The 12,365-nt window shown below is 41.2% G+C and carries 8 protein-coding genes; 2 read left to right on the top strand and 6 right to left on the bottom strand.

Annotated elements, in window-relative coordinates:
• Positions 1–306: 306 nt before the first annotated feature.
• The 3 genes from C1E24_RS11020 to C1E24_RS11010 form a co-directional block, all read right to left on the bottom strand.
• Positions 307–1,389 carry an acyltransferase family protein gene (locus tag C1E24_RS11020; RefSeq protein ID WP_171040872.1) on the bottom strand — a complete coding sequence of 361 codons (1,083 nt, stop codon included), beginning with the start codon at positions 1,387–1,389 and terminating at the stop codon, positions 307–309.
• A 105-nt stretch (positions 1,390–1,494) separates the two neighbouring features.
• Complete coding sequence (locus C1E24_RS11015; protein WP_138481405.1) at positions 1,495–3,024, bottom strand: tetratricopeptide repeat-containing sulfotransferase family protein; 1,530 nt, start codon at positions 3,022–3,024, stop codon at positions 1,495–1,497.
• Positions 3,025–5,469, bottom strand: a complete 2,445-nt coding sequence (locus tag C1E24_RS11010) for a TonB-dependent receptor (RefSeq protein WP_240721998.1) — start codon at positions 5,467–5,469, stop codon at positions 3,025–3,027.
• Between the two features lie 259 nt (positions 5,470–5,728).
• On the opposite strand from C1E24_RS11010, the gene C1E24_RS11005 reads away from it, so the two are divergent.
• Positions 5,729–6,118, top strand: a complete 390-nt coding sequence (locus C1E24_RS11005) for a hypothetical protein (RefSeq protein WP_138481403.1) — start codon at positions 5,729–5,731, stop codon at positions 6,116–6,118.
• On the opposite strand, the gene C1E24_RS11000 is transcribed toward C1E24_RS11005, so the two are convergent.
• Positions 6,115–8,007, bottom strand: a complete 1,893-nt coding sequence (locus C1E24_RS11000; protein WP_171040870.1) for a YfiR/HmsC family protein — start codon at positions 8,005–8,007, stop codon at positions 6,115–6,117. The genes C1E24_RS11005 and C1E24_RS11000 overlap by 4 nt on opposite strands.
• A gap of 8 nt (positions 8,008–8,015) precedes the next feature.
• Positions 8,016–10,076 carry a TonB-dependent receptor plug domain-containing protein gene (locus C1E24_RS21175; RefSeq protein WP_138481400.1) on the bottom strand — a complete coding sequence of 687 codons (2,061 nt, stop codon included), beginning with the start codon at positions 10,074–10,076 and terminating at the stop codon, positions 8,016–8,018.
• 271 nt (positions 10,077–10,347) lie between these two features.
• Between C1E24_RS21175 and C1E24_RS10990 the strand changes: the two genes are divergently transcribed.
• Positions 10,348–10,887: a manganese efflux pump MntP gene (locus tag C1E24_RS10990; RefSeq protein ID WP_138481398.1), complete on the top strand. Its 540-nt coding sequence runs from the start codon at positions 10,348–10,350 to the stop codon at positions 10,885–10,887.
• A 306-nt stretch (positions 10,888–11,193) separates the two neighbouring features.
• On the opposite strand, the gene C1E24_RS10985 is transcribed toward C1E24_RS10990, so the two are convergent.
• Entirely contained in the window at positions 11,194–12,348 is a 1,155-nt protein-coding gene (locus C1E24_RS10985) for a S8 family serine peptidase (protein ID WP_138481396.1), read from the bottom strand.
• Between the last annotated feature and the right edge of the window lie 17 nt (positions 12,349–12,365).

The raw sequence follows: 12,365 nt of genomic DNA, 5'->3' as shown, positions 1-12,365 counted from the left end.
AAGGTTCAATAAGTATCAAGCCAATTAATCAGGACAAATTACAGTTGGTTTTTGCTCCTGCGTCGCTTATTTTAACCAACTGTAATTTGCCCATTTGAAACTGCCAGAATGTACACGCAAACAGAACCTGATATTCAGTTGCAGAGAATTTTTGGTATCACTTCATTTGAGGTTGGCTAGAGAAAGGTTTTGCAATCAGAAGGCGCTTGGAACGTGGACTTTTTGATTGCATTTGTTTTTCAACACTTACTCCTATTCAACGGAAGCTCTTATTCAACGTCTTAATCTAAGCTTGGCCAGTGCTTTTTATAGCCATTTCTTCTTTAAATAAGCCTGTGCGGGGATCTCAACCAGCTTATACATAAAGTGCGCAACAACCAGCGTAGCGACCACATAAATTAATATGGGAATAAGTAAGAAAAGCCCCTCAAAGTTTGGCATTAGTTTGGGTAGGGCACTATTGAATACCATAAACACCACGCCATGGCATAAATAGATAGAGTAGGAGATTTCGCCTAAATATTTCATGTTAGCTGAGGCTAAAATGCGGCTTATAGCGTGTTCAGAGTTTGTGAGCGCATAAATTAATACCCCAAAGGTGAGCACCATGACCCAATCCCATCTGCTTTCGGCGTTAATCACGCTCATATAGACGATGACCAGCGCAGAGAGTATCGCAAACAGCCAAAATGGGGCTTTAAAATTTAAGCGGTAAAGCTGAAATATAAGCATGCCAAAAATAAACTCTGACAAAACACGCATCGATACCCACTCCCAGCCTGCAATATAGCTATTCATATCTGTTAATATCCAACCGATAGAGGTAGTGATGGTAAAAATCGCGGCAATTAAGGCAAAGCACAACAATGCTGAAAGTTGTTTTCTAAGCAGCAAAGCGGCCAAAAATGGGAAGGCCAAATAGGCTAAAAACTCCGAGCTGACTGACCAAGAAGGGGCGTTCCATCCCAAGGAATCATGAAAGCCAAAACCATTGGTTAAACTCACACTGTAAAGCAGCTTTTCAAGTGAGAAAGCATTCACAGGAGAGTCGTAACCAAACGCCCATTTTGCACCAAAATAGATGGGCACGAGCGATAATGTGGTCAGTAGGTGTACGGGATAAATTCGCGCAATACGCTTAACCATAAATTGTTTTATGGTGTTGGCTGTGATTTGGGTTGCAAAGTCTTTATGGTGAACATACGCAATCACAAAGCCGCTTAAAATGAAGAACAAGTCAACACCAAGCCAGCCTTTTTCAGCGATGTGTTCGACTAGAACGGGGAGTTTACCTTGCAAAGGGTACTGACTAACCAAATGGTGTAATAACACCCATAAAGCAGCAATGCCACGAATGCCGGTGAGCGCGTCAATCCTGTTTTTAGTCATAACTTCTCCTACATAGCGTGCTTGCATAGGTAAAGTATAGGCAAGAATTTTCCTCTAGCTTGTTTTTGTTAGCTTTTCTTTATTTATTTTTAATAACTTGCCTTTTCAGTTTGTAGGATAAATACTCTTAAACTTATTGATGGAACGTGTGTTTAGAGGCTGTCTTATTTGCAGCTTGCTGGCGGTTGCTGAAAAGTAATTATGTTGATGAAATTCAAGGGGGTCGTCCTCGGCTTCTACATTCAAAAAGTGAAACAGCGCAGAGAGTTGTGTTTTAGGCTCGCTCACTAAATTTTCATAATCGACACGCATAAAGCTTTCGCTAAAGGTCTGCTCCCAATGGGTGCCCAACTTTATGAAGTCATCATAAAGCGCATTGATATGTTGCCAATCAAAACTGTAATGATGAAAAGGACTGTTTACTTGGTAGGCTTGCCTAAAGTTACCGACACAGGTATCGAATTTATTACGCACTAGCCAAATGATTTTTGCATTCGGAAACAGCTTCAAAATCACGTCGACAAAGTAGAGGTTAAACGGTTGTTTATCTATGCCTCTAATATTATTTTGTCGCAAATCTGCTTGCTTGTTGTCTTGGTTAAGTAGTTGAGTATATTGCTTAAGTAGTAATTCAGGAGTATCCGAAAGGGTTAATTTTGTTTGTTTATAAAACCCCGCTTTGATGTTTAGTAATTGAGGTAAAAAACTCAGCTCACCAAGCGCTTTGAGCCGTGGTTGCGTTGCTAAAAGCTGCTCTAACAAGCTGGTACCAGAGCGGGGCATGCCGACGATAAATATAGGGTCTACAGCTTGGTTACGGTTTTTGGACGTATTTGTAATAAACGCATCAAGCTTTTCACTAATAGAGCTTTGAATGCGATGTAAACAAAACTGATGGTGGGCGTTTGTTTCAAACTGAACGCTTTGCGCTACAGTTTCTTTACTTAGCTTAAAACCTTGCCATGCAGCTTTGTAGTCTTTCTGTGCTTCTAGATATAAGGCTTTGGCATAATTGAGATACTGGCTTTGTGGCTTCTTTTCGAGCGCCTTTTCTAAAGCAATAGGAATAGTATTCGATTTGTCAGCTTTGAGCTCAGCGAGTGATAAATGGGCCAATTCGTGTAAAGGCTGCTGCTTTATTATAGATTCAAATAACTTTTCAGCACCTTGTATTTTGCCTGCCATTTTTAAGCATATCGCGTAATTTAAACTAATGTTTGTGTTCAAATCATCAAGTGAATGCGCTTGCTCGAATAAACTGAGTGCTTGATATGGTTGGTTTAGGCGAAGCCATAAATTAGCGGCTAAATCTAGCTCTATTGCAGAGGCTGAAAGTGGGTGCGCTGTACTTAAGGTTAAGCCTTTGAGTATATTGTCACATTGTTGGTGATCGCCAGCCAGCAACGCGGTTTTAGCAAGCTGAAGTGTCATTGGCAATGACGGCGCTAAACTCAGTGATTTACTAATAATTTTAAGCGCTTTGCTTTTATCGCCAGCGAGTAAATTCAGCTCAGCCAGAAACCCCCAAGCTTGAGGGTTTTGGGGGTCTTGCTGTAACCAAGACACCAACAAAGGATGCGCTTTGGTGAGCGCGCCCTTTGTAAGGTATTGTTTCACTTGACTGGCTATGTTCATCTATAGCTCAAACTGGTAGTCAAATTTAACACCAATAGTGCGTGGTGTAGTGACATAGTGTCCGTACACACGTTGAAGCTCAGGCAGTGCCTTTGAAAGCTCTGGATGTTTGCCTTCGCCCGCCCAAGACTTATCTCGACGCACCGAGGTTTGCGCGTATTTATCGAATAAGTTGTTCACATATAGGGTCGTTGACCAAGCTTCACCGGCAAGTCTGAAGCTCAAATTGCTCATAGCGTAGCCCGCTAAAGTTTCACCATCTGCCTTTAAGCCCACTTTGGTGATCACATCACTTTGTGCTGTTAAGCCATAATTGATAGTCAGCAGTTTATCTTCCAATACGTCGGTGTTGTAGGTTATGCCAAATGACAACTGATGCTTTGGCGCACCCGGTAATCTATCACCTTTTTCACCATCGTAGTAAAGTTGATATTTGGCGATTTCTTCGCTGCTGTAGTCGTCTTCAGAGAAAACGGCAAACAGGGCAGGTGCGTCTTGCGTTAATTTTGCATCGGCATATGAATAGGTTAAATACGTGCTTAAGTTATCGGTTAATATTGCTCGAGTCGCAAATTCAATTCCTTTACTCTGAGCTTCACCGGCATTTGACGAAATAATGGCTTCACCGTTAACCGTGGTTGCTTGAATTTGTGCATCATTCCACAGCACATTAAAGGCTGCGATGTTCAAATGTAGCTTGTTCTTGAACCACGTCGATTTTAAGCCTAACTCATAGTTGGTGGTGGTATCTGGCTTATAATCCACCTCATGTGGCAATGCACAAATGATCTGTTGATCAGGCAATACCTCAGGGCATGACATTACGCCATTACCGCCGCCTAATCTAAAGCCTTCGCTGATAGTGAAGTAGGTCATGATGTTGTTGTCCCACTTATAATCAACATTAAACTTAAATAGTGAGCCATTGTCGCTGGCTTCAACAAGTTCCATTGGAACTTGGCTGATGCTGCTAATATCTCCTGTGTATAGCGGTGTAACAGCGCCAGACAGCGATTTTACTTCGTACTCATAAAAACGTGCACCAACGGTGGCGTTTAGCTTATCGCTAAACGCATAGCCAATTTCACCAAAAATAGCTTGTTCTTTATTGTCGTATTCACCGAGTGCTAAATACTCTAAGTCTTTTTCGATATTGGTAATATCGCCGCCCCAAAAATCGCTAAGACCCGGCGTATATTCACGGTCGTCTGAGCTGCCTTCTGTTTTGTTGTAATAGACACCGGCTATCCAATTTAATGCAGTGTCGGTTTTCGACACTAAACGAATTTCTTGTGTAAGGTTTTTCACTTCACTGGTGTCGTCGGTTAATGCAGTAAAGCTTGGGAAGTCAGCGTAACCCGGCCAGATATCGTAAAGCAGATCGGTTTGGTCACGTTGACCCACTTGTTCGTAGTCGGTTAAACCCGTTGCAGAAACAAGCTCTGCAAAATCTAAATCTACTTTTAATTCAAGGCTGAGTAGTTCATCTTCTTGGATGTTTGGCTCTAATACGCGATAGGCAGACTCGTATTTACCAACTTTGTCAGCAAGTGGATTGCTGCTCGCCAAACTTTGATATTGGCTAATGCTGTTCGCGCCGTTTTCTTGTTTTTGATAAAAGTAGTTTAGCGTCGCTTCAAACACATCAGATGGCTGATAACGAAGAGAAACGCGAGCTGTGGTAATGCTTTCGTCGTTGGCATCTTTATGTTGGGTGATGTTTTGTGCGACTTCTTCTGAGTTGTTCCAGTCAATATCTGGCTTGCTAACACCCGGAGTTTTAACAACATAGTTGTAATCAATATAGCCTGGGTTAGTGTAATGATTAAAGCTCGTTCTCAGTGCCAATGTATCTTCAATCAATGGCAAGTTTAAAACCGCACCAAACTCGCCGCCTTGGCCGTCGCTTTCAGATAGGGCAAACACGTCGCCGCTAACTTGTACCTCAGTGTAATCAAGTTCAGGTGCTTTTAGCATATAGCGAATAGCACCGCCTAATGTGCCCGCACCATAAAGCGTGCCTTGTGGGCCAATCAGCACCTCTACACGTTCGATGTCGGTTAGACGTAGATTAACACTCAATGGGATTTCACCTAAATAAGTGGCAACCGTACCAGAATCAGAGGCGCGCTCAGATGAATTTGTATTCAAACCACGAACAATGATGGGAGAGCTTTCACGGCCGCCCTGATCGGTAATGGTTAAACCTGGCACCCAGCGTGATACAGATTCAAGATCAGTGATGTTTTGCTGCTTCATCACATCATTGTCGACCGCTGTAATATTGAGTGGTGCTTCTTGTACAGTGCCTTTTCGTCGTGTTGCCGTTACCTGAATAGTCTCAATCTCTTTAGAAAGTTGCGCTTTTAACTCAGTATTAGGCTGAGTTTGCGCGTGTGCAAATGTGCTTGGTAAAACCGCAGTAGAGACTGCAAGGGCAATCATTGAAGGACGAAAAAGCGAGAACACGTAAAACCTCATAGTTAATTTGAACGTCATTTTGAGAACGGTGATTCTACTCATGTTTATTCAAAAATAAAGAATTAACATTCACTTATTGTGGTTTTTTATTAAGTTTTCTTTTTCTTGTTGCTTTATTTTCTAATTATTATTTTGTTGTTTACAAAGTTAACGTTTTTATTTTTTTAGAAACAGGTTTGTGTTCGTTTTGCGGACGATATAAAAAGTAACATGTAGGATTAAAATGATGAGTGACTTGGCGCAATGGATAGTTGCACTTTTGAGTGGATATTTTATCGCATTTGGTCTTTTGGCTTTGATTAAGCCTGAGCGTGTAAAAACGTTCTTGCTCGCATTTGCTCATTCACCGAAAGCCCATTTTACAGAAATGGCTTGTCGTTTGGTGGCTGGCTCAGCTTTAACTTTGAATGCTGAAAATATGAAATGGGAGTTCGTTTTTAGTGTATTTGGCTGGGTTTTGATAGGGACAACTCTTGGATTGTTAGTGATACCCTGGCAAAAACATCGTCAATTTGCACAGCGGTTTGTACCGCCTGCGCTTAAATATCTCGTTTTAATAGCCATAAGCTCGATAGGTTTTAGTGTTTTGTTATTTTGGGCCAGTTTTGGTTAGGTTTGAATGGTAAAAGGAAAAGACAGCTCAAAGTGTGCGCCGTTTTCACTTTCTAAGCAGGTGATATTTCCCTGCATTTTTTGAGTGATTAAGTTATAGCAAATACTTAAGCCCAGCCCTGTCGAGCCTGAATTTCGGTTTGTGGTGAAGAAAGGGTCGAAAATTTTATCTAAATTCTGTTTATCTATGCCGCATCCATTGTCTTGGTAGTGAATGAAGAGGTGTCCGTTTTCTTGTTTTACTTCGAGTTGGATGTGCCCAGCTTGTTGAGATTTAAAGCCATGAATGAGTGAATTAATGACAAGGTTGGTGAGCACCTGAGAAAAAACGCCGGGATAAGTGTAAATACGTTTTTGAAAATCACAGCGAATAGAAACATGAACTTGGGCGCGTTTAAGCTCATGTTTTAAGCTCGTGATGATTTCATGGAGATAATCTCCTATTTCAAATTCTCTGGCTGCTTCGGATACCTGATCAGCGGACACTTGCTTAAAGCTTTTGATCAGATCTGCAGAACGGCACAAATTTTTGAAAATGATATCGGTTGCTTGTAGCTGCTCCTCAAGAATACGTTCAAATTTTTGGCTTGATAGTTTTTTATCTTTGAAATCTGAATAAATCTCTGTCGAAATCGCGCTTAAGTGAGTAACTGCTGTTATTGCAGCCCCTAGTGGTGTGTTAACTTCATGCGCCACACCTGTTACTAAGCCGGCAAGTGACGCCATTTTCTCGGATTCAACGAGCTGCTTTTGTGTTGTTATAAGTTGCTGGTTGATGTTTTCGAGCTCTTCGTTATGTGCTTCTAGTAGCTTGTTTAGGGCTTGTTTACGTTTAGACAAATACCATAGGTTTGCTGCCAGCACAGCAAAAGCTATCAATGCGCCTAGGCTAATAAATAGCACATTGGTGGTTTGTTCTACTTGTTTTTCTTTTACCTGCAACGCTTGTTCTTTTTCTTTGAGGCCATTTGATAAACGACTTAATTTTTGGGTTTGTTGTTCAATGTGTTGTTGGTTTTTATCAATAAGCGCTGTTAATTTGCGACTTTGCTCGTTCATTTTATCAAGCTCATTTTGAGTATCGCTCACTTTATTTTGTTTATCTTCAAGAAGGTGCTCTTTCTGTGCAAGTTGACTGGCAAGGTCGTCTAATTGCTTTTCATGATCAAACTGAGTCTGTTTGATTTTTTCACTTAGCAGCTCTAGTTCTTGGTTTTTTAAATTGATGCTTTGTTGCTTTTTCTCAATTTGTTTTTGCTTTTCAGTAATCGAGATTTCTTGAGTTCTTATATGGCTGTTTAGTTTATCGATTTGCTTGGCTGAGTCTGAAAGTTTTGAGGTCATTTCTTTAACCATATGGGCAACATCAATTTCAGACCCACCTAGCAAGACAATATCTTCACTGATAGAGAGTCCCTGATACAGCAGGTTGTAGCGGTTAAGGTTAAAAGACAGCGTTTGCTTGTTGGTTTTATAAAAGTTAATGCCAATCAATTTGTTATCAGTGACATATTCGCTGACGAGCAATGTTGCTCGGTCGCCTAACAAGGCATTAATCCCAGAAATATATCTATTGTGGCTTTGTCCTATTACTAAAATATGTGCGTCTGTTAAAAGTACATGTTCGGCATTAGAAATACGGCTTAATGTTAAAGCGTATTTAGACGCCCCAGAGCTCGCCATATTCTGAAGGGCCTGCCAGTATTGGTCGTCATTGCCCATGTATGCGACATTCAATTGTTTAGGGCTGTTTGGCCAATTTATAAAGTGACTAAACTGACCAATAAACGCTGATTTTAGGGTTTGTTCAGAGAGAGTCTCTTCTGCATTATTGTTAAAGCTACTTAGCATGACCACAATGCAGAGTGTTGAAAGAAAGAGATATTTCATGCCCATACCTAAAATTGCCAATTAAGCTCTAGCGTACCATTGCGACCCTTTAACGGTATGCCCTTAGGGTGAGCCGGTACAGTAGAAGGGTTATACAACGCATCATCGAGTAAATTATTAACGCCAAGCTTTAAGGATAGCTTAGGATTTAATTGATAGTGCAGATATGCCCTGAGATACCAAAAACCAGCAATATTGTTATTCAGCTCTGTTGAGGTTGGTGTCTCTCTGTTGGAGCGATAAGTTGCAGATAATTGATAGGTTAAGTTGTTTAGTGAATGCTCTAGCTGAATACTTGCTAATGCTTTTGAATCTCTAAACGCAGAAATAGGTCTCTTTGTGAAGTAGGTGGCTGTTGTTCTTAGTTTTACATTGTTTTGTAACTCCCAAACCAGCTCAGTTTCTATGCCATGACCATATTGATCGGTTGAGTTCACTTGGCCAGCCAGATTCTCACTCACCAAACCATTGATAATGGGGTCTGAAAAATGGTTATAAAATAGGTCAACCGAAAATAGCAGTTGCTCGCCTGTGAATTGTGCGATGAAATCGGTGGTTTTAATCGATTCACTTTCTAAGTTTGCGTTACCACTTCGAGTGATGCCGCTAAATAAAGTTAGCTCACTGAGCTCTGGTGCTCTGAAGGCTTCGCCATAAAGCAGTTTGTATTGCCAGTTGTTATTAGCTAAATAGACGGCCCCAAGCCTCGGTGTGAATTGTGTTTTTAGGTCTGGGTAGCGGTCAAACCGGCCACCAATAACCCAATTTATTTTCGCGAATGATGTTTGATACTGCGCATAAGCGCCAATGAAAGGCTGCGAAGTTTCACCGCCAATTTGTGTTTTATAGTCAACATTAGGGTAATGCTGAATAGGGTAACTTTGATTCAGTAATGCGGGTAGGTCGTAATTGGTAAATCCTTCGGCACGTTGTTCTTTGTTAATTTGCCATTCAAAGCCAAATTGCAAACTCGACTCTTTAGTTGCTTGCCAGTTGTTATGTAAAGCAAGTGCAGCTCTAAAGTCTTCAAATACCCCATAGCCAAATAAAGGCGCGTCACTGCTCGGTTCGCTGATTTTACTAAACACGCCGCTTGGCGTACTTTGGTTGCCATTTTTTAATGTGGTTTGTAGGTAGTCAAACTGCAGACGTGATTGAATGCTGTCAAATAGGTTCAACTGATGCTCGGCTAAGAATAACAGGGCATTATGGCGTGAAAAATTATGCTCGTTGCTGGTACGGGCGATATGATAAAACTCAGTCATATCAAGCTGCCTAAAATGAATGGTATAAGCGCTGTTTTGATTATGTACTTGGGCATGAAATGTCGTTAAGTTATAGGGATCTTGAGTATGTAAAGGTTGCTGAGTAAAGGTATTATTAAGTATGTAGTCGCTACCTGACGCTTCTATACGATTTGCTTGAAAATTCCAGTTATAGTTATCTTGTTGACCAGACTGGATTACAAATAAATCGTAATCGATGTCGTTGCCCGTTGCTAAACTGACAGACTTTTCGGTTTTTCTTGTAATGATATTGATAACGCCTGTAAACGCATTACTACCATAAATTGAAGAGCCAGGACCGCGAATAATTTCTAGTCGTTCAATATGTGCTAAAACAAAGTTCGCTAAATGTGCTGCATTACCTGAACGCGGACCGTTGATTTTATGGCCGTCGAGTAAAAATAGAATTTTTTTACTCGACGCGCCAAAGGTCAGTGCGCGTGAGGAGGCCGAGTACTCGTAAGGATAATTACTGTAGCGTGTAACTTGATAGCCCGGTACAAACTCTAATATTTCGTGTAAATATCGTAGGCCAGACGCATCAATATCTTGTCGAGTAAAGACAGTGACGGGGGAGGGAATGTCAGTAATGGCCTTTTCGGTGAGTGTACTGGTGGCAATTTTTACGTTAAGTAAATCTTGCAGTGATAATCTATACACCGCTTTTTGTTTTACACTATGACCGTTAAAGGTTTGTGTGTCCGCATTTCGGTTTTGTGCATTGGCATCAAATATGACCAAGCTAAAAATTAAGAAAAATAATGCCTTTTCAAAATCACCCATACAATGCAATCCATCATTGTTGCTAAGCTAGAGCAAGTTCCTAACACTGTGGAACTTAAAGAGGAACTCGTTATTACACTAGTATAGTCAAGACATTAGATTGTGCAGGTGAATGACATTTTATGAAGGTCTTTTGTGATTATTTCACTAAACCACTATTTTATCCTTTAAAACTAGGAAGGGCTTAAAAGTTAGCAACAGATTAATTCGCTTTACTCTCTAATAAAATAAATTAATATTCACGGCCAATTTAAAATGGTTGTGAAGTGGAATGTTAGAAGTATTGATATTGGCTGTCGCGCTGAGTATGGACGCCTTTGCGGTATCGGTTGGACTTGGCGCAAAAAAGCAAAACAACTTGCCTAAAGTTGCACTCATGTGTGCCCTTTATTTTGGTGTTTTTCAGGGAGCCATGCCGCTCATTGGTTATTTAGGCGGGGCAGGTTTATTAAGCTGGGTTGACGATTACAAGCGCTGGATAGCCTTTATTTTACTATTTGGCATTGGTGCAAAAATGATTTACGAAGCCTTTGATGGCGATGAAGAAGTAGAGTTTAAAAATTTAACACAAAAAGTAATGTGCTTACTGGCTATTGCTACCAGTATTGATGCGATGGCTGCTGGGTTTACATTAAACTTAATGTCGGTAAACCCTTTTATAGCCTGTTTAGTTATTGGTGTAATTACTGCTGTGTTCAGTTACTTAGGCGTTTTGGTTGGCAATAAGTCTGGCACTTGGTTAGAAAGCAAAGCTGAATTGCTCGGTGGCGTGGTATTAATTGTGATTGGATTTAAGTTTTTATTGTTTTAGAAATTAAACAAAAAGGAGAAGATCCGCTTCTCCTTTTTGAATGATATGAAGAGTTTTGTGTGAGCGTTAGTTAAGCAACGAACAGCTCACAAAAGAACAACTAGTTAACCTGAGCTATGGATAATAAATTTATCTCCAGCGGCCACTTTCAACGTTAACTGCGTTGAATTTACTTGCAATAGGCCAGCTATTGACGCGTAAATTCGCCTTGTTATCGCTAGAAGTATCCGGCTGCAGAATTGAAAAAAATACTTACCAATTCAATATCACTACTTTAGTAAATCTCTTAACTAAAGCTCAGGTTAGTTAAAGATGCACAATGCTGTCTGCGTTGCCATCTGGATCGTTAATCGCTTTGCCATCGATACTTGGGTTGCCATTACTCATCATGATAACGGCACAAGCTGCTGGTGATGCCATTGAAGTTCCTGACATCGTTGTTGTGCCGCCACCGCTGCGAGTTGAAAGAATGCTTACACCCGGTGCAGCATAATCTACTGGTGGATTACCGTAGTTTGAGAAGCTCGCAAAACGGTCGTTAGAATCAGTTGCAGAGATTGTGAATACACGGTTGTGTGATGCACTTGCAGGAGAAACATTAGACGCATGCTGGCTTTCGTTGCCTGCTGCAATCACAAAGAAGGCACCTGATTGCTGCGCAGCGTTTTCAACCGCATCGTTTAATTCTTGGTTAAAACCACCACCTAAGCTCATGTTTGCACAATCACCAGCACTTGCATTTGCTGCAACGTGGTCGATACCCGCTAAAACGCCAGACCAGCTACCTGAACCGCGAGAATCTAATACTTTGATTGGTACTACTTTTGCACCCGCTGCAACACCGACCACGTCAATGTTATTGTCTAATGCTGCAATTGTGCCTGCAACATGCGTACCGTGACCGTTACCATTACCATCGTCCATACCTGCATCACGGCCTTTCGTGAATGCGGTAAAACCGCGTGAACTGTCAACATTTAAGTCGGCGTGGTCTAAGTCGATACCAGAATCTAAAACCCAAGCTGTGTAGTTGCTGCCATCTACAGGACCACCCACACGTGTCACACTCCAAGGCGTTGTTTGGCCATTGCTACCGCCACCAGAACCTGGCTTGCCTTTAAATGCTTTAGCCGGGTTAGCGTGTACCATACCATCTGGCGTAAAGCGCATAATATCAGCGTTATTAGCAAAAGCTGCTTTTGCTTTATCACAACTCATGTTGACAGCCATGCCTTTAATGGCATTTTTATAAATATGTTTTGCTTTGGCATTACTTGAAACCAACATGCCGCGCGCTTTACCTTCTACATCAAACTTTGAGACGTCATCGTTGAAGCGAACAATACAGGTGTTGTTTACTTCTAAATCTAAACTTGCCCCTTGGAAAGTAGCTGGCTGAGCAGATGCCATTTGTGTTGCACACACAGCGATAACAGCACCAGCGATCAGAGTTTTATTCATCTTGTTGTCCTTTATTT

This window comes from Pseudoalteromonas phenolica (assembly GCF_005876835.1).
GTDB classification, from domain to species: domain Bacteria; phylum Pseudomonadota; class Gammaproteobacteria; order Enterobacterales; family Alteromonadaceae; genus Pseudoalteromonas; species Pseudoalteromonas phenolica_B.
The sequence above is the reverse complement of the archived record's forward strand: the minus strand, read 5'-3'. Positions and strand labels throughout refer to the sequence as shown.

Coding starts and splice junctions, on each gene's coding strand:
- C1E24_RS11020 (WP_171040872.1), bottom strand. CDS start 1,389: ATGACTAAAAACAGGATTGACGCGCTCACCGGCATTCGTGGCATTGCT.
- C1E24_RS11015 (WP_138481405.1), bottom strand. CDS start 3,024: ATGAACATAGCCAGTCAAGTGAAACAATACCTTACAAAGGGCGCGCTC.
- C1E24_RS11010 (WP_240721998.1), bottom strand. CDS start 5,469: ATGATTGCCCTTGCAGTCTCTACTGCGGTTTTACCAAGCACATTTGCA.
- C1E24_RS11005 (WP_138481403.1), top strand. CDS start 5,729: ATGATGAGTGACTTGGCGCAATGGATAGTTGCACTTTTGAGTGGATAT.
- C1E24_RS11000 (WP_171040870.1), bottom strand. CDS start 8,007: ATGAAATATCTCTTTCTTTCAACACTCTGCATTGTGGTCATGCTAAGT.
- C1E24_RS21175 (WP_138481400.1), bottom strand. CDS start 10,076: ATGGGTGATTTTGAAAAGGCATTATTTTTCTTAATTTTTAGCTTGGTC.
- C1E24_RS10990 (WP_138481398.1), top strand. CDS start 10,348: ATGTTAGAAGTATTGATATTGGCTGTCGCGCTGAGTATGGACGCCTTT.
- C1E24_RS10985 (WP_138481396.1), bottom strand. CDS start 12,348: ATGAATAAAACTCTGATCGCTGGTGCTGTTATCGCTGTGTGTGCAACA.